Raw genomic sequence first — 19,725 nt, forward strand, 5'->3', positions numbered from 1 at the left:
TCAGGCCCGGGCTACAGCGGCTGCCACGGATCTGGCGAAAACGTCGGCGATCTGGTCGATCTGTGCCGCTTCCACGATCAGCGGCGGGAGGAAGCGCAGCACGCTGGAATGGCGCCCGCCGACCTCGATGATCAGTCCCCGGCGCAGGCATTCGCGCTGCACCGCCGAGGCCAGTACGCCGTTCTGCGGCGGATGGCCGAGGGCGTCCGGGCGCCCTGCCGGATCGACCATTTCCACCCCGAGCATCAGTCCCTGCCCACGCACGTCGCCCATCTGCGGGAAGTCCTTCTGCACCGCCCGCAGATGCCCGGCGAGACGCGCGCCCATCGCCGCCGCGTGCTCGTCCAGGCGCTGTTCGCGGACGATGCGCAGGGTCGCGGCGCCAGCGGCCATCGCCAACTGGTTGCCACGGAAGGTGCCGGCATGGGAGCCCGGCTTCCACACGTCCAGCGACTTGTCGTAGACCACCACCGCCATCGGCTGGCTGCCGCCGATGGCCTTGGACAGCACCAGCACGTCCGGGACGATGCCGGCATGTTCGAAGGCGAAGGGCTTGCCGGTGCGCGCCACGCCGCACTGGATCTCGTCGAGGATCAGCGGCACCCCGGCATCGCGGGTGATGCGGCGTATCTCGCGCAGCCAGGCCGCCGACGCCGGGATCACCCCGCCCTCCCCCTGCAGCGTTTCGAGGATCATCCCGGCCGGCGGCAGCACGCCGCTTTCCGGATCGGTCAGCTGGTTCTCGATGTAGTGCAGGCCGATGCGCTCGCCCGCCTCGCCGCCGATCCCGAACGGGCAGCGGTAGGCGTAGGGATACGGCAGGAACTGCACGCCGGAGATCATGCCGTCCAGATGCGCCTTCGGCCCGAGATTGCCCATCAGCCCCAGCGCGCCCTGGGTCATGCCGTGGTAGGCGCCATGGAAGGCCATCACCTGGCTGCGGCCGGTGGCGGTGCGCACCAGCTTCAGCGCCGCCTCCACCGCGTCGGTGCCGGCCGGCCCGCAGAACTGGATGCGCGCATTCCTGGCGAACGCCGGCGGCAGCAGCGCGAACAGCTCGTCGATGAAGGTTTCCTTGGCCTCGGTCATCAGGTCCAGTGTGTGCAGCGGACGCTGGCCGTCGAGAGTGGCGCGCATCGCCTGCACCACCTCCGGATGGTTGTGACCGAGGGCCAGGGTTCCGGCCCCGGCCAGGCAGTCGATGAACCAGCGGCCCTCGCTGTCCTGCACATGGATGCCCTGGGCGCGTCTGAGCTCCAGGGGAATGCGCCGCGGATAGCTGCGCGCGTTGGATTCGACGGCGGCCTGGCGCTCCAGTCGCGGCGTCGGGGCGAAGCTGTAGTCCGCTGCGGCCACCGCGGCGGCCGGGCTCGGCTCGATGATGGATGCGACCTGAAGAGGGTTATGCATATTCATGTTCCTGGTGATCCTGTAACCGGGGCTGCTCGTCGACCCGCGCAAGGGTCTCGGCAAGTTGAGTGATGAACAGCTGATCACGGACGATCGACAGGTGGTCGGCATCGATCCAGGCCGAAGCCCGCATGCGTCCACCCATGCCCTGCTCCAGTAGAGCCGGTGCGTTTTCGTTGTTTTCCGGCGAGCGCAGCGCCCACCAGGCGTGGACCGGTGCATTCGACGGGCGGATTTCACGGCACTGGTTGGCGAGCTGGCGCATGTGCCGCTCGACCGCCAGCAACTGCTGCCAGTGCTCGTCGCCCTCGATCTCACCGGTTTCCGCGTCGGCCGGTCGGCTGGCCGCCGGGCGTGGCTTGCCGGCGCCGGGCACGTAGCCGTCGATCAGGCCGACGAATTCCACCGGCTTGCCGAGGCGCTCCAGCAGCCGGGCCATTTCCAGCACCAGGGTGCCGCCCATGGACCAGCCGATCAGCCGGTACGGCCCGCTCGGCTGCTGTTCGAGCAGCGACTTCACGTAGTCGCGGGCCATCTGCCCGATGGAGCTGTCGCGCCAGTTGCCATCCAGCACCTGGCGGTTCTGCAGACCCCACACGTCCCAGCGCTCCGACAGGGTGCGCGCCAGGGCGTAGTAGCCCACCACCGTGCCGCTCACCGGATGCACGCAGAACACCGGCGGCTGCCGGCTGGCGCCACGACTCAGGCGGATCAGCGGACTCGGCGCGCCACCGGAGACGGCGACGGGCTGGCTCTCCACGGACTGCGCCTGCGGCAGGTTGTCGAGCAGCGCGCCGAGGGCCTGGCGATACGCAGCCAGCAGGCCCTCGATGCGCTCGCGACGGTAACGCGCGGCGCTGAAGCGGAAGCTCAGGCCGAGCCGGCCGGCGAATACCTGGCCGTTGATTTCCAGTTCGCGGGACAGCGGCGTCGACGGATCGACCAGCGCGCCCGCCGACACCGGCGCCGGGGCGAAACGCCCATCGCCGAGGTCCTGGTCGAACTGGCCGAGGTAGTTGAACACCACCTTCGGCTCCGGCAGCGCGGCGAGGCGTTGCCGCGCCGCCGCGTCGCCGAGGTAGCGCAGCAGGCCGAAGCCGGCGCCCTTGTCCGGCAGGCCGCGCAGGGTCGAGCGCACCCGCTGCAGGGTTTCGTCGATGTGCCCACCGGCAGCGACCCGCAGCGGGAACAGCGTGGTGAACCAGCCGAGGGTGCGGCCGATGTCGAGATCGTCGGCGAGCACGTCGCGGCCGTGGCCTTCCAGGGCGACCAGACTGTCGTCGGAGCCGGTCCATTCCGCCAGCGCCTGCACCAGCGCCGCCAGGAGGATTTCATCCACCCGCGCCTGCAATGCTGCCGGGGCTTCGCGCAGCAGCCGGCGGGTGTGCGCCTCGTCCAGTTCCAGTTCGCACTGGTCGAGATCCGCCTGGGTGGCGCTGCCGTACGGATCGTCCACCGGCCACAGCGGTTCGCCGCTGCCGATCAGATCGACCCAGTGCGCCACTTCGGCCTGGCGCTGCGGCGCCCGCGCCGCTTCCTGCAGGTGCCGCGCCCAGCGCTGGTAGCTGGTCGGCTTCGGCCCCAGCGCCAGCGCCAGCGGATTGCCGGCGCCCAGCTGCGCATAGGCGCGCGCCAGGTCCTCCAGCAGCACCCGCCAGGACACACCATCCACCACCAGATGGTGAGCGGTCAGCAGCAGGCGCTGGCCCTGCGGCATGTTCGCCAGCACCAGGCGCAGCAGCGGGCCGTTCTCCAGGTCGAAGCTGCGCTGCGCCTGTTCGCACAGGGCCCGCAGCTCCGCATCGTCCGCCACCTCGCGCACCCACAGGCTGTCGGGTACCGGAGCCGGGCGATAGAACTGCTCCCAACCGCCGTCCGCCAAGGCACGGAAGCCGAGATTGAGGCCCTGATGGTGATCCAGCACGGCATCCAGCGCCTTCTCCAGCAGCGGCGCTTCCAGCGGCTGGCGCACGTCCAGCAGCAGCGCCTGGTTCCAGTGCGCGCGGTTGCTCATCGGCAGCTCGAAGAAGTGCGACTGGATCGGCGTCAGCGGCACGCTTCCGCTGGCCACATCCTCGACCTGCATGGCCTCGCCGATGTCGTGCTGCACCAGGCACAGCGCCAGCTCCTTCAGGCGCGGATGGCTGAAGACATCGCGCGGCGCGAGCTTCCAGCCCGTCTGGCGCAGACGGCTGATCACCGCCAGCGACTGGATGGAATCGCCGCCCAGCTCGAAGAAGCTGTCGTGCCGGCTGACCCGCTCGATTCCGAGCAGCGCCTGCCAGACTTCAGCCAGGCGCTCCTCGCCCTGCCCCTGCGGCGCCTCGTAGTCGCTCGCCGTCACCTGCGGATCGGGCAGCGCGTTGCGGTCGAGCTTGCCGTTGGGCAACTGCGGCAGGCGTTCCATGGTGACGATGTGCTGCGGCACCATGTACTCCGGCAGGTGTTGCTTGAGCTGGCGCTTGAGGCTGTCGTCGTCCAGCCCGTTGCCGCCGACGTAGCCCAGCAGGCGCTTGCCCGCCGCACCGTCGCGGACGATCACCAGCGCCTCGCGCACGCCGTCGCAACCCTTCAGCGCCGCCTCGATCTCGCCGGCCTCGATGCGGAAGCCGCGCAGCTTGATCTGGTGGTCGATGCGGCCGAGGTATTCCAGCAGCCCCTCGCTGTTCAGCCGCACGCGGTCGCCGCTGCGATAGATACGTTCACCCGGGCGGAACGGGTGCGGCAGGAAGCGCTCGGCGGTCGCGCCCGGACGATCCAGATAACCGCGCGCCACCGCGCCGCCCAGGTACAGCTCACCGGCAATGCCCGGCGGCAATGGGTTGAGGTCGGCGTCCATGACGTAGCCCTGACGGTCGCCCACCAGATCGCCGATGGGCGCGTAGGCGGTGGAGAAGTCGGCCTTCTCTGCGCTTTCCAGCCACAGGGTCGGAGTGACCACGGTTTCCGTCGGGCCGTAGCCGTTGATGATCCATTCCGGCTGCAGATTGCGGATCACGTCGTGGAGCATCTCGCGGCTGAATGCCTCGCCGGCGAAGCAGTAGGTCTTCACGCCCGGTCCCCTGCCCTGCACGCCGGCCCAGTCGGACAACTGGCGCAGATAGCTCGGCGGGAAGGCCGCCACCGTGATGCCCTCGCGGATCAGCGTGTCGTAGGTCTGCTCGACGCTCCACAGCTCCTGATCCCGCAGCACAACCCGTGCGCCGTGGCACATCGGCGTCAGCCAGCGTTCGTGAGCGCCGTCGAAGCTGATGGAGAGGAAGTGGAATTCCCGATCCTCCGGCGTGAAGCGGTAGCGCTCGCCAATGGTCTGGATGTGCATGGAGATATCGCCATGAGCGATGGCCGCGCCCTTGGGCTTGCCGGTCGATCCCGAGGTGTAGATCAGGTAGGCCAGTTGCTGCGGATGGATCACCGTTTGCGGCGGCGTCTCCGGTTCGGCGGAGAAGTCCAGCCGGTCCATGTTCAGCAGTTCGACCTCGCCCACCGGCACCCGGTCCAGCGCCGCGTCGTGGCTGATCAGCAGGCGCACGCCGCCGTCCTCCAGCATGTAGCGCAGGCGTTCGGCCGGGTAGTCCGGATCCAGCGGAATGTAGGCGCCGCCCGCCTTGAGCACCGCGAGGAAGGCCAGCCAGAGATCGACGCCGCGTTCCATGGCGATGGCGACCCGCACCTCGGTGGTCACGCCACGGGCACGCAGGGCATGGGCCAGTTGGTTGGCGCGGCGATCGAACTCGGCGAAGGTCAGGCGCTGCTCGCCATGGACTAGGGCGATGGCCTCCGGACGCAGGCGCGCCTGCTCGGCGATCAGCTCGTGCACCGGCGTGTCGCGGTACGGCGAGAACGGCGGCGTGTTCCAGCGGTCGAGGGCGGCCAGGTCGTCTTCGGTCAGCAGCGGCAGGTCGCCGATGGCGGTGTCCGGCTGCTCGCACACGGCCGTGAGCACCGTCAGCAGTTGCCCGTACAGGCGCTCCACGGTCGCCGCCTCGAACAGGTCGGTGGCGTAGTCGAGGTAGCCGCTGATGCGTCCGTCGGCGTGCTCGAAGGTGCCCAGCACCAGGTCGAACTGCGTGCCTTCGATGTTCCACTGTTGAGCCTCGCAGCTCAGGCCATCGAACTGCAGCAACGACAGGTCCGGCTGCTGCTGGTGGTTGTAGCTGACCTGGAACAGCGGGTTGACGCTCAGGCTGCGCGCCGGCTGCAACGCCTCCACCAGCTGCTCGAACGGCAGGTCCTGATGGGCATGGGCGCCCAGCAGGTTGTCCTTCACCTGTTGCAGCAGGCTGCTGAAACGCTGCTCGCCGCTGACCTGCGCGCGCAGCACCAGGGTGTTGACGAAGAAGCCGATCAGCTCCTGGGTCTGCAGCTCCGAGCGCCCGGCCACCGGCACGCCGATGCGCAGGTCGCGCTGGCCGGTGAGGCGGTACAGCAGCGTGTCGAACGCCGCGAGGAACAGCATGAACAGGCTGGCGTCGCAGCCACGGGCGGTCTGCCGCACGCGCTCGGCCAGCTCCTGCGACAGGACGAATGCATGCCGCCCGCCCCGGCCGTCGCGCTCGGCCGGGCGCGAACGGTCGGCCGGCAGTTCCAGCACCGGATGCTCGTCGCCCAGCGCCTCGCGCCACCAGTCGAGCTGGCGCTGGCGTTCCCGGGCGTCCAGATGGCGGCGCTGCCAGGCGGCGTAGTCGGCGTACTGCACGCTCAGCTGCGGCAGGTTCGCTTCGACGCCTTCGCTGAACGCGCGGTACAGCCCGGCGAAATCGCGCAGCATGACCTGCACCGACCAGCCGTCGGAGATGATGTGGTGCATGCACATCAGCAGCCGCCACTCGTCGTCGCCCACCCGCACCAGTGCCACGCGCCAGGGCGCGCGCTCGCTGTCGAGGTCGAAGGGCTCGGCCATGAAGGCCCGCGCCAGCACATCGAACGCCTCGTCCGGCGCCGGATCGGCGCGCAGGTCGTGGCGGGCCATGGCGACGCCGCCCGCTTCGAGGACGCGCTGCAGCGGCACGCCCTGCTCGCCATGCAGGAAGCAGGTGCGCAGGCTTTCATGACGCTCGGCCAGCGCATCGAAGCTGCGCTGCAGGGCGGCCACCTGCAGATGGCCGCGCAGGTGCAGCACGCACGGCAGGTTGTAGGCGGCGCTGTCGGGCTCCAGCTGGGCGAGGAACCACAGGCGCTGCTGGGCGAACGACTGCGGCGCAAGACCGCCCTCGCCGCGCGGCAGCAATGCCGGACGCGCGGCAGGCTCGGCGCTGGTGGCCAGGTAATCGGTGAGGTCCGCCAAGACCGGCGCCTCGAACAGCGCGCGCAGCGGCAGCTCCAGGTGCAGGTCGTTGCGCACCCGGGCGACCAGTTGGATGCCCAGCAGCGAATGCCCGCCCAGGGCGAAGAAGTCGTCCTGGCGACCAACGCGCGGCACTTCCAGTAGCTCCTGCCAGATCGCCGCCAACTCGGCTTCCACGCCGGGCAGAGGCGCCTCGTAGGCACGCGCCTGCAGCTGCGGCTCCGGCAGCGCCTTGCGGTCCAGCTTGCCGTTGGCCGACAGCGGGAAGCGCTCCAGCACCATCAGGTGCGCCGGCACCATATAGTCCGGCAGGCGCTGCTTCAGGCGCTCGCGCAGCTCGGTTTCATCCAGTGCATCGGCCACCAGATAGCCGACCAGTTGGGTGCCTGTGCTCAGCGTTCGCGCTACTACCACCGCCTCCTTCACCGCCGGATGCGCCAGCAGCGCCGCCTCGATCTCGCCGATCTCGATACGCAGGCCACGCAACTTGATCTGGTGATCCAGCCGGCCGAGGTATTCCACGGCACCATCGGCGCGCCAGCGGGCCAGATCGCCGGTGCGATAGAGGCGCTCGCCCTTGCCGAACGGACTGGCGACGAAACGCTCGGCGGTCAGGCCGGGACGCTGGTGGTAACCGCGCGCCAGTCCGGCGCCGCCGATATAAAGCTCTCCGGCCACACCCACCGGCTGCGGGTTCAGGCGGCTGTCGAGGATATGGATCTGCAGGTTGGCGATCGGCTGGCCGATGGGCACGCTGGCGCCCGCCTCGTCGCGGCAGGTCCAGTGGGTGACGTCGATGGCTGCTTCGGTCGGCCCGTAGAGGTTGTACAGTCCGGCCTGTGGCAGCCGGCGCAACGTGTCGCGCTGCAGATCGGCCGGCAGCGCTTCGCCGCTGCAGACAATACGCTTCAGCGAGGCGCAACCAGACAGATCGTCCTGCGCCATGAACGCCGCCAGCATCGACGGCACGAAATGCAGGGTGCTGATGCCCTGCTGCTCGATCAGCGATGCCAATCGTGCCGGATCGCGGTGATCGCCCGGCTCGGCCAGCACCAGCCGCGCGCCGACCATCAGCGGCCAGAAGAACTCCCAGACCGAGACATCGAAGCTGAACGGGGTTTTCTGCAGCACCGCATCGGTACTGCCCAGTTCGTACGCTTCCTGCATCCAGGCCAGACGGTTGAACAGCGCCGCGTGGGTATTGCCCGCGCCCTTCGGCCGTCCGGTGGAGCCGGAGGTGTAGATCATGTACGCCAGCTGTTCGGGGTGGATATCCACCACCGGCGCCGTGGCCGGATAGGCCGACACTTCCAGCCGGTCGAGATTGACCAGCCGTACGCTCTCGACCTGGGGCAGACGCTCCAGCGCCGGATCATGACTGAGCAGCAACTCGATGCCGGCGTCTTCCAGCATGTAGGCCAGACGCTCGCTGGGGTATTCCGGGTCCAGTGGTACATAGGCCACACCCGCCTTCACCACCGCGTACAGCGCGACAACCATTTCCACCGAACGCAGCGCCGCCACGCCGACCAGGCTCTCGCGGCCGACGCCCTGCTCGCGCAGGTAGTGGGCCAGCCGGTTGGCACTCTGATCCAGCTCGCGGTAGCTCAACACCTGCCCGCCGAAACGCAGCGCCTCGCGCTCGGGATGTTCCTTGGCCAGCCGTTCGAACAGGCGATGCACCACCGGCTCATCGGCCTGCCAGTTGCGGGCGGTCTGGTTGACCTGATCCAGCAGGGCGCGGTCTTCTCCGTCGAGCAGGGCGAAATCGCCAATGGCCGCGCCGGGACGTTCCAGCAATTGCGCGAACAGGTTGAGGAAGCGCTGGTGCAGACGCTCGATAGTCGCGTGGTCGAACAGGTCGGTAGCGTAGTTCCACGAACCGCTGAAGGCGCCATCCGGGTCTTCCAGGGTGTTCAGCGCCAGGTCGAACTGCGCGCTGCCGTCATCCAGCGGAATCACCTCGGCCTGCACGCCCGGCAGTCCGGAGAGCGGCTGGAAGTCCTGCTGCTGGTGGTCGTAGGCCACCTGGAACAGCGGGTTGTGGCTGAGGCTGCGCTGCGGCTGCAGGGCCTCGACCAGTTGCTCGAACGGCAGGTCCTGGTTGGCCTGGGCGCCGAGGGCGGCGTCGCGGGCCGCGTCCAGCACCTGGGCGAACGACTGCCCGGCCGCCAGTTCGGCGCGCAGCACCTGGGTGTTGACGAAGAAGCCGATCAGCCCCTCGGTTTCCGGGCGCTGGCGGCCGGCGATGGGCACGCCGACGCGCAGGTCGCCCTGGCCGCTGAGGCGATGCAGCAGCACCTGGTAGGCGGCGAGGATCACCATGAACGGCGTGACCCCGCGCTGCCCGGCGAACGCGCGCAGGCGCTGGCCGAGAGCGGCATCCAGGCCGAACAGCAGGCGGTCGCCGCGGTAGCTCTGGCGGGCCGGACGCGCACTATCGGCGGGCAGTTCCAGCACCGGATGCTCGTCGCCGAGGCGCTCGCGCCAGTAGCTCAGTTGCCGCTCGCCCTCGCCGGCCGCCAGCCACTCGCGTTGCCAGACGGCGAAGTCGGCGTACTGCACGGGCAGCTCGGGCAGCTCGGCGGCGCGCCCTTCCACAGCGGCGCGGTACAGCTCGCCAAACTCGCGCAGCAGCACCTGCACCGACCAGCCGTCCGAGATCATGTGGTGCAGGCACAGCAGCAGGCGCTGCTCCTCGGCACTCACGCGCACCAGCGCCAGGCGCCAGGCCGGGCCGCTTGCCAGGTCGAACGGCGCCTGGACGAAGTCCCGCGCCAGGCTGGCGAAGGCCGCTTCCGGGTCCGCCTCCCTGCTGATATCCAGACGCTGGATGGCCACCGCTGCCGGCGCCTCGATACGCTGCAAGGGCACACCGTCACCGGCGACAAATACCGTACGCAGCACTTCATGTCGTGCCGCCAGACCGTCGAAGGCTGCCTGCAGGGCCGCCTCGTCCAGCGCGCCGCGCAGGCGGATCGCCCCCGGCAGGTTGTAGGCATGGCCGCCCGGTTGCAGCCGGTCGAGGAACCACAGGCGCTGCTGGGAGAACGACTGCGCGGCCAGGGTGGCGTGACGGGCGCTCAGCTCCGGCAGGCCGGCCGGGACTTCGGCGCGGTCGAGGCACTGGGCGAAGTCCGCCAGGCGCGGCGCATCGAACAGCGCACGCAGCGGCACGCTCAGCTCGTGTTCATGACGCAGGCGCGAGATCAGTTGCATCGCCAGCAGCGAATGTCCGCCCAGCTCGAAGAAGTGATCGTTGCGCCCCACCCTTTCGATGCCCAGCAGCGACGCCCACAGCGCCGCCACCTGACGTTCCCGCTCGCTGCGGGGTTCCTCGTAATCGTTCGCCGCCACCTGCGGATCGGGCAGCGCGTTGCGGTCGAGTTTGCCGTTGGGCAACTGCGGCAGGCGCTCCATGGCGACGATATGCTGCGGCACCATGTACTCCGGCAGGTGTTGCTTGAGCTGGCGCTTGAGGCTGTCCTCGTCCAGCCCGTTGCCGCCGACGTAGCCCAGCAGGCGCTTGCCCGAAGGGCCGTCACGGACGATCACCAGCGCCTCGCGCACACCCTCGCAGCCCTTCAGCGCCGCCTCGATCTCGCCGGCCTCGATGCGGAAGCCGCGTAGTTTGATCTGGTGGTCGATGCGGCCCAGATATTCCAGCAGTCCCTGGCTGTTCAGCCGCACGCGGTCGCCGCTGCGGTAGATGCGCTCCCCCGGACGGAACGGGTGCGGCAGGAAGCGTTCGGCGGTTGCGCCCGGACGATCCAGATAACCGCGCGCCACCGCGCCACCGAGATACAGCTCACCAGCGATACCGGGCGGCAACGGGTTGAGGTCGGCGTCCATCACATAGCCCTGGCGGTCACCGACCAGGTCGCCGATGGGCGCGTAGGCGGTGGTGAAGTCGGCCTTCTCCGCGCTTTCCAGCCACAGGGTCGGCGTCACCACGGTTTCGGTCGGGCCATAGCCGTTGATGATCCACAGTGGCTGCAGGTTGCGGATCACGTCGTGGAGCATTTCGCGGCTGAAGGCTTCACCGGCGAAGCAGTAGGTCTTCACGCCCGGCCCCCTGCCCTGCACCCCAGCCCAGTCGGACAACTGGCGCAGGTAGCTCGGCGGGAACGCCGCCACGGTGATGCCCTCGCGGATCAGGGTGTCGTAGGTCTGCTCGACGCTCCACAGCTCCTGGTCGCGCAACACCACCCGCGCGCCGTGGCACATGGGCGTCAGCCAGCGCTCGTGGGCGCCGTCGAAACTGATCGAGAGGAAGTGGAATTCCCGGTCCTCCGGCGTGAAGCGGTAGCGCTCGCCAATGGTCTGGATGTGCATGGAGATATCGCCGTGGGCGATGGCCGCGCCCTTGGGCTTGCCGGTCGAACCCGAGGTGTAGATCAGGTAGGCCAGTTGCTGCGGATGGATGCGCGTCTGCGGCGGCGTCTCCGGTTCGGCGGAGAAGTCCAGGCGGTCCATGTTGAGAAGTTCCACCTCGCCCACCGGCACCCGGTCCAGCGCCGCGTCGTGGCTGATCAGCAGGCGCACGCCGCCGTCCTCCAGCATGTAGCGCAGGCGCTCGGCCGGGTAGTCCGGATCGAGCGGGATGTACGCGCCACCGGCCTTGAGCACGGCGAGGAAGGCCAGCCAGAGATCGACGCCACGCTCCATGGCGATGGCGACACGTACTTCGGTGGTCACTCCCAGAGCACGCAGGGCGTGGGCCAGCTGGTTGGCGCGGCGGTCGAACTCGGCGAAGGTCAGGCGCTGCTCGCCATGTACCAGGGCGATGGCCTCCGGGCGCAGGCGCGCCTGCTCGGCGATCAATTCGTGCACCGGCGTATCGCGGTACGGCGAGAACGGCGGCGTGTTCCAGTTCTCCAGCTCCGCACGGTCCTCGGCGCCAAGCATGTCCAGGTCGCCGATGCAGGTCTCGGGGGAATTGCAGATACCCGCCAGCAGCTGTTTGAAGTGTCCGCACAGGCGGACGATCTGCGCAGCGCTGAAGCGGTCGCTGTGGTAGTTGACGTGGATGTGCGCGCGCTCGCCGGCGACCACCGCCAGGCTCAGCGGATAGTGGGTCTTGTCGCTCAGTTCGACGCTGCCCAGGTGCACCCCGCCCGGCTGCTGCTCGCGCAGCACGGCGTCCACCGGATAGTTCTCGAACACCAGGATGCTGTCGAACAGGTCGCGGCCGGCGTGGCCGGCATGTTGCTGGGTTTCGAACAGCGGCGTGTGCTCGTGCTCGCGCAGCTCCAGGTTGTGCGCCTGCAGCGCTTCCAGCCACTGGCCGACGGTCTGTTGCGACTGCGGCGCCTGCACCAGCGGCAGGGTGTTGATGAGCAGGCCGAGCATGCGCTCGATGCCCGACACCTGGGCGGAACGGCCGGAGACGGTGACGCCGAAGGCCACCCGCTGCTGGCCGGTGTAGCGTTGCAGCAGCAGCGTCCAGGCCGCCTGGATCAGGGTGTTCACCGTGACCCGCTGGCGCCGCGCGGCGCCGTGCAGCATGGCGGCATCCAGCTCCATGGACTCGACCAGCACCTGCTTGGGCAGATGCTCGCCGGGCGGATTGAGCGTGCCGACCATCAGCGTCGGCTGCTCGAAGCCGGCCAGATGGCGCTGCCAGAATTCGGCGCTGCGGGCCTGGTCGCGGCTCTGCAGCCACTCGACGTAATCGCCGTAATGCCCGGCCGGCGCCGGCGTGGCATCGGACATCGCCGCCTGGATCACCTCGCCCAGCACCGCCGCGCTGCTCCAGCCGTCCAGCAGGATGTGATGGAAGGTCCAGGCCAGCTTCCAGCGGCTGTCGCCCAGGCGCACCAGCAGCACGCGCATCAGCGGCGCCTCGTGCAGGCGGAACGGCGTTTCCCGCTCCGCCGCCAGCACCTCGCCGAGGGATGCCGGGTCGCCGCGCAGGTCCAGTTCGCGCACGGCCAGCACGGCGTCGCGGCGCACCAGTTGCACCGGCTGCTGGCTGCCGGACAGGCGCAGGAACGCCGCGCGCAGCAGCGGATGGCGCTGCACCGCCGCCGCCCAGGCGGCCTTGAAGCGCGCCAGCGGCAGGTTGTCGATATCCAGCGCCACCTGGTTGATGTACAGGTCGCGGGCGGCGCCGGCCTCGGCCTCGCCCTGGCTCAGCTCGCTGTGGAACAGCAGGCCCTGCTGCATCGGCGTCAGCGGGTACAGCTGCTCGATGTCGCGGGGCGACAGCGGCAGCGCGTCGAGTTGCGTCTGGGTCAGGCCGAGCCCCGGGAAGTCAGACGGGGTGACCGCCGAATGCGTGCGGCAATGCTCGATGACCTCGTCCAGCGCGCGGGTGTAGGCATCCAGCAGCGCTTCGACGGAGGCTTCGGCATGCCGCTCGCCGCTGTAGGTGCAGGTCAGGCTGAAGCGGCCGTCGCGCACCTGGGCGTCCAGCGCCAGCTCGCAATCCAGCGGCGCGTCGGCGCCACGCTGCGCCCCGCTACCTTCCCCGGCCAGGCGGAACAGGCCGGCGTCGTGCTGGACGCGGCCCATGTAGTTGAACAGCACGCAGCCCCGCAGAGGCGCCAGCGCCTCGCCGCGCAGATGGCGCAGCAGGCCGTAGCCGATGCCGCCGCGCGGCACCGCGCGCAGGCTTTCCTTGGTCTGCTTGATGGCCTGGTCGAGCGATTCCGGCGCATCCAGCGCGACCGGATAGAGGCTGGTGAACCAGCCGACCGTGCGACTCGGGTCCAGCCCTTCGAACAGCGCCTCGCGGCCGTGCCCTTCGAGGGCGACCAGCGCGCGGGACTGGCCGCTCCAGGCGTGCAGCGCGCGGGCCAGGGCGGTCAGCAGCAGGTCGTTGATCTGCGTCCGGTAGGCCGCCGGGGCTTCGCCCAGCAGTGCCTGGCTGCGGGCAGTGTCGAGCTGCCGCTGCGCCTGCCGCGCCACGGCCTGCACCGCCCTGCCCTGCGGATTGACACAAGGCAGCACCGGCGCCGCCGGCAGGCCGCGCCAGAACGCCAGTTCGGCATCCAGCGCATCGCCACGGGCGAACGCCTGCAGACGCTCGGCCCACTGCTGGAAGCTCAGGCCCTTCTCGCCAAGATCGATGGCCAGGCCGTTGCGCGCCTGGCTGTAGGCTGCCTGCAGGTCCTCCAGCAGAAGTCGCCAGGACACCCCGTCCACCACCAGGTGATGGACCACCAGCAGCAGGCGCTCGCCGCCTTCCGCCAACTGGAAATGCACCGCCCGCAGCAGCGGGCCATGGGACAGGTCGAGGCTGGCCTGGGCCTGGTCGCAGGCGGCGGACAGTCCGGCCAGTTCCACCTGCCGTTGCCACAGCACCTCTGCGTCGCCCGCCTCGCGGTAGCGCTGCCGCCACTGGCCGTCGTCCTGGCGGGTGAACGCCATGCGCAACGCATCGTGGTGTTCCAGCAGGGCCTGCAGCGCCTGGCGCAGCGCCATCGGGTCGAGGGGCTCGCCCGGTTCGAGCAGCAGCGACTGGTTCCAGTGCTCGCGGCGGCTCATGGGCTGTTCGAAGAACGCGTGCTGGATCGGCGTCAGCGGGATGTCGCGCTGCGTATCGATGGTCGCCACCGGCGTCGCGCCGCTCTCCAGCCGCCCGGCCACCTGGGCCAGTTCGGCGATGCTCTGGCGTTCGAAGATCTGCCGTGGCGACAACTGGATGCCGCGTTTGCGCGCGCGGGAAATGATCTGCAGGCTGAGGATCGAATCGCCGCCCAGCTCGAAGAAGTTGTCCTGGCGACCGACTCGCGGCACTTCCAGCAGTTCCTGCCAGATCGCCACCAGCTCGCTTTCCACGCCGGGCAGCGGCGCCTCGTAGGCGCGCGCCTGCACCTGCGGTTCCGGCAGTGCCTTGCGATCCAGCTTGCCGTTGGCCGACAGAGGGAATCGCTCCAGCACCACCAGATGCGCCGGCACCATGTAGTCCGGCAGGCGCTGTTTCAGGCGCTCGCGCAGCTCGGCCTCGTCCAGCGCATCAGCGACCAGATAGCCGACCAGTTGGGTGCCGGTGCTCAGCGTACGCGCCACCACCACCGCCTCCTTCACCGCCGGATGCGCCAGCAGCGCCGCCTCGATCTCGCCGATCTCGATGCGCAGGCCGCGCAGCTTGATCTGGTGGTCCAGACGGCCGAGGTATTCCACCGCCCCATCGGCACGCCAGCGCGCCAGGTCGCCGGTGCGGTACAGCCGCTCGCCCTTGCCGAACGGACTGGCGACGAAACGCTCGGCAGTCAGGCCGGGACGCTGGTGGTAACCGCGCGCCAGTCCCGCGCCACCGATATACAGCTCACCGGCCACACCGACCGGCTGCGGATTCAGGCGGCTGTCGAGGATATGGATCTGCAGGTTGGCGATGGGCTGGCCAATGGGCACGCTGGCGCCTGCCTCGTCGCGGCAAGTCCAGTGGGTCACATCGATGGCCGCTTCGGTCGGTCCGTAGAGGTTGTACAGTCCGGCCTGTGGCAGCCGGCGCAACGTGTCGCGCTGCAGGTCGGCCGGTAGCGCCTCGCCGCTGCAGACGATGCGCCGGAGCGAGGCGCAGCCGGAGAGATCGTCCTGCGCCATGAAGGCCGCCAGCATCGACGGCACGAAATGCAGGGTGGTGATGCCCTGCTGCTCGATCAGCGCCGCCAGCCGTGCCGGATCGCGATGGTCGCCGGGCTCGGCCAGCACCAGCCGCGCACCGACCATCAGCGGCCAGAAGAACTCCCAGACCGAGACGTCGAAGCTGAACGGCGTTTTCTGCAGCACCGCATCGCTGGAGTCGAGGCCATACGCCTCTTGCATCCAAGCCAGGCGGTTGAACAGCGCGGCGTGGGTATTGCCCGCACCCTTCGGCCGGCCGGTGGAGCCGGAGGTGTAGATCAGGTAGGCCAGTTGCTCGGGGTGGATGTCCACCGCCGGCGCCGTCACCGGATAGGTCGAGACATCCAGCCGGTCGAGATTGACCAGCCGCACGCCCTCGACCTGCGGCAGACGCTCCAGCGCCGGGTCATGGCTGAGCAGCAGCGCGATGCCGGCGTCTTCCAGCATGTAGGCCAGACGCTCGCTGGGATATTCCGGATCGAGCGGCACATAGGCGGCGCCGGCCTTCACCACCGCGTACAGGGCGACGACCATTTCCACCGAACGCAGCGCCGCGACACCGACCAGACTCTCGCGGCCGACGCCCTGCTCGCGCAGGTAGTGGGCCAGTTGGTTGGCGCGCTGGTCCAGCTCGCGGTAGCTCAATACCTGCTCGCCGAAACGTAGCGCCTCGCGCTCGGGATAAGCCTCGGCCAGCCGTTCGAACAGGCGATGCACCACCGGCTCATCGGCCTGCCAGTCGCGGGCGGTGCGGTTGACCTGATCCAGCAAGGCGCGGTCCTGCTCGTCGAGCAGGGCGAAATCGCCGATGGCGGCGTCGGGGCGCTCCAGCAGTTGCGCGAACAGGTTGAGGAAGCGCTGGTGCAGGCGCTCGATGGTCACCGCGTCGAACAGATCGGTGGCGTAGTTCCAGTTGCCCGCCAGTTCGCCCGCGGCGTTCTCCCAGGTATGCAGGGCCAGGTCGAACTGCGCGCTGCCGCTGTCCAGCGGCAGCAGGCGCGCCTGCAGGTCCGGCAGCAGTTGCAGGGCTTCGTCCTGGCGCTGCTGGTGGTTGTACAGCACCTGGAACAACGGGTTGTGGCTGAGGCTGCGCCCGGGTTCCAGCGCCTCCACCAGCTGTTCGAACGGCAGGTCCTGATTGGCCTGCGCGCCCAGGGAGGCCGTGCGGACCTGCTCGATGACCTGTTCGAAACTGGCCTCGGCGCTCAGTTCGCAGCGGAGGATCTGGGTGTTGACGAAGAAGCCGATCAGCCCTTCGGTTTCCGCGCGCTGGCGGCCGGCGATGGGCACGCCGACGCGCAGGTCGCCCTGGCCACTGAGGCGGAACAGCAATACCTGATAGGCCGCCAGCAGCAGGGTGAACAGGGTGGTGCCGCGCTGCGCTGCCAGTTCGCGCAGGCGCGCCACCAGCGGCTTGTCCAGACTGAAGGCGTGGCGCGCACCACGGTAGCTCTGCCGAGCCGGGCGCGGACGGTCGGCGGGCAGTTCCAGCACCGGATGCTCGTCGCCGAGGCGTTCGCGCCAGTATTCCAGCTGCCGTTCGCCCTCCCCGGCCTCCAGGCAGGTACGCTGCCACAGCGCCACGTCGGCGTAGTCCAGCGGCAGTCCGGGCAGTTCTTCGTTATCGCCACAAACGCGGGCGCGGTAGGCCGCGACGAAGTCGGTGAGCAGCACCTGGATCGACCAGCCGTCGGCAATGATGTGGTGCAGGCAGACCAGCAGCACGTGCTCGTCCCCGGCCAGCCGAACCAGCGCGACGCGCCACAGCGGTCCCTGGGCGAGGTCGAAGGGACGGCGGGCGAACTCGCCGGCCAGCGCCTGCAGTTCCTGTTCGCCGTCCACGTTCAGGTGTTCGATGGGCAGCGCGCGGGTTGCCTGGATCACCTGCTGCGGCGTGCCATCCTCGCCGCGCTCGAACACCGTGCGCAGGCTGGCATGGCGGCGGCCCAGGCTGTCGAAGGCGGCCTGCACCGCCTCGACGTCCAGCGGCCCGCTCAGGCGCAGCGCGCCGGGCAGGTGGTAGGCGCTGTTGCCGGGCTCCAGCTGCTCGAGGAACCACAGGCGCTGCTGGGAAAACGACGTGGGACTGCGCTCCCCGGCCACCCCGGCCACCCCGGCCGGGATCGGCAACGCCGAGGCATCCAGCCCCTGCTCCCGCAGCTTGCCGAGGAAGATGCGGCGTTGCGCGGCGCCAAGGCTGAGAAAACGCGTGGCCAGGGCCATCAGCCTGGCTTGCGAAGTCGGGTTCTGTTGCGACATCAGTTGCTTTCCTCCAGCTCGCTCATCAACTCGTCCAGGGCATCGAGTCGGTCGAGTTGTCCTTGCAGGGTTTCGATCAGTGCCGCCTGGGCGGCGACGGTGGTGGCCTCGAAGGCCCGGGCCAGCGGCAGGCTCACGCCCAGTTGCTCGCGGATCAGCGACAGCAGCCGCGTCGCCAGCAGGGAGTGCCCGCCAAGCTCGAAGAAGTTGTCGTGGCGGCCGACCCGCTCGATCTTCAGCAGCGCCTGCCAGAGTCCGGCCAGCGCTTCCTCGCGTTCGCCGCACGGCGCCTCGAAGGCGCGTTCCTGCCAGCCGGGAACGGGCAGCGCCTTGCGGTCGAGCTTGCCGTTGGCGTTGCGCGGCAGACGGTCGAGCAGCATCACCTGGGCCGGCACCATGAACGCCGGCAGCTCCAGGCCGAGGGCGGTCTTCAGCGATTCGGCAGACGGCTGCTGCCCGGCCTCGGCGACCACGTAGGCGACCAGTTGCGGGCCATGCGGGGTCGGTTGGGCGGCGACGGCGGCGTCGTGCACGTCGGCGCGGGCCAGCAATACCGCCTCGATCTCGCCCAGTTCGATGCGCTGGCCGCGAATCTTCACCTGGAAGTCGGTGCGGCCCAGGTACTCCAGCTCGCCGTCGGCGTTCCAGCGCACCAGGTCACCACTGCGATAGAGCCGCGCGCCCGGCTCGCCGAACGGATCGGGGAGGAAGCGTTCGGCGGTCAGCCCGGGCCGCGCGGCATAGCCGCGACCGACGCCGACGCCGCCGATATACAGCTCGCCGACCGCGCCCAGCGGCGCCAGTTCGAGGCTGGAGTCGAGGACGTAGAGGCGGTTGTTGTCGGTCGGCAGGCCGATGGGCAGCGCTCCCCGCGCACCCGGCGCGGCGGTCAGGGTGTGCAGCGAGACGTCGTCGGCGCACTCGGCCGGGCCGTAGGCGTTGACCAGCGGCACCCGCGGGTAGCGGGCGAACCAGCGCCCGGCGAGATCTGCGGACAGCGCCTCGCCGGTGGGCAGCAGCCAGCGCAGCGACGGCAGCTCGCAGTGTGGCGCGGCGAGCATGCCGTCGATCACCGCCGGCACGCACTCCAGCACGCTGACGCGGTTGGCCGCCACGGCGTCGAGCAGGCGCTCGGGGTCCTGCACCACGGCGTCCGGGAAGATCTCCACGCGGCCGCCGAACAGCGGCGCGGTGAGGAACTGCCAGACGGAAATGTCGAAGCCGGTGGCGGCGGTCTGGGCGATCACGTCGCCCTCTCCCAGGCGCAGGTACGGCAGCTTGGGCATCTGGTTGTTGAGCATGCCGCGCTGGTTGACCATCACACCCTTGGGCTCGCCGGTGGAGCCGGAGGTGTAGATGACGTAGGCCAGTTGCTCGGCGCTGGCATAGCGCCCCGGATTGTCCTCGCCGCCTGCGGCCAGCAGGTCTTCGAGGACCAGCAGGCGCGGGCTGGCCGGGCTCTGCGCGAGGATCGCCCCGGCCTGCGCCAGGCAGTCGCGCGGCGTGACCAGCACCGGCGCCGCGCTGCTGGCGAGCATGCGCGCGCTGCGTCCGGCCGGATGTCGGTCGTCCAGCGCCAGGTAGCCGGCGCCGGCCTTGAACGCGCCGACGATCATGCCGAGCAGGGCCAGGCCGCGCGGGGCGTACAGGGCGACCACGTCGTCGCCGCGCACGCCGGCGGCGATCAGGCCGTGGCCGATGCGGTTGGCTTCGGCGTTCAGCGCCGCGTAGCTCAGGCTGCGACCTTCGCAGCGCGCCACTTCCCGTTCCGGATGGGCATGCACGCGGGCTTCGAAGCGTTCCAGATAGCTGAGGGCGTACCAGTGCGGCTGCGGCTCGCCCTGACCCATGCGCAGCAGCGACTCGCGCTCGGCCTCGGGCAGCCGCAGCAGCTCGGCCAGCGGCCGCTCGGGAGCGTCGATCAGTTGCAGCAGCAGATGGCGGAACTGGTTCACCAGCCGCACCATGTCCGCCGCGCGGAAGTGGCGCACGTCGTAGGTCAGCTGCAGTTGCAGCGACTCGCCCGGCAGCAGCACCACGGTCAGCGGGTAGTTGGTGTGGGTGCGGTTCGCCAGCGGGCGGATGCGGTATTCCTCCACCGCCTGCTGCACGTCGCTGCCCAGCGGCACGTTCTCGAACACGAACAGGCTGTCGAACAGCGGCTGGCCGCGCGGGGTGTCGGCAAGCATCTGGAT

At 69.7% G+C, this 19,725-nt stretch carries 3 protein-coding genes (1 of these 3 running past the window's edge); all 3 read right to left on the reverse strand.

The window, feature by feature from the left end; translation table 11 throughout:
* Tightly spaced (each overlapping or abutting the next), the 3 genes in view from JFY56_RS09930 to JFY56_RS09940 form a layout consistent with a single transcriptional unit that may run on beyond the window.
* The gene (locus JFY56_RS09930) at positions 1 to 1,410 is read right to left on the reverse strand and encodes an aspartate aminotransferase family protein (RefSeq protein ID WP_408004395.1); all 1,410 of its coding nucleotides are present in this window, start codon (positions 1,408 to 1,410) and stop codon (positions 1 to 3) included.
* On the reverse strand, positions 1,403 to 17,530 hold the full coding sequence (locus JFY56_RS09935) for a non-ribosomal peptide synthase/polyketide synthase (protein WP_208313494.1): 16,128 nt from the start codon (positions 17,528 to 17,530) through the stop codon (positions 1,403 to 1,405). Before JFY56_RS09935 ends, JFY56_RS09930 begins: the two co-directional genes overlap by 8 nt.
* Positions 17,530 to 19,725, reverse strand: partial view of a non-ribosomal peptide synthetase gene (locus JFY56_RS09940; RefSeq protein ID WP_236032526.1) — the final stretch only. Its footprint extends 7,515 nt past the window's final position; only the last 2,196 of its 9,711 coding nucleotides appear in the window; its start codon lies beyond the right edge, outside the window; it ends in the stop codon at positions 17,530 to 17,532. Before JFY56_RS09940 ends, JFY56_RS09935 begins: the two co-directional genes overlap by 1 nt.

Origin of the sequence: Pseudomonas schmalbachii (assembly GCF_017589465.1) — a bacterium.
Lineage (GTDB): Bacteria > Pseudomonadota > Gammaproteobacteria > Pseudomonadales > Pseudomonadaceae > Pseudomonas > Pseudomonas schmalbachii.

Bases quoted from the DNA above. Each gene is read 5' to 3' on its own strand.
- JFY56_RS09930 (WP_408004395.1), bottom strand. From the start codon at position 1,410: ATGCATAACCCTCTTCAGGTCGCATCCATCATCGAGCCGAGCCCGGCC.
- JFY56_RS09935 (WP_208313494.1), bottom strand. From the start codon at position 17,530: ATGTCGCAACAGAACCCGACTTCGCAAGCCAGGCTGATGGCCCTGGCC.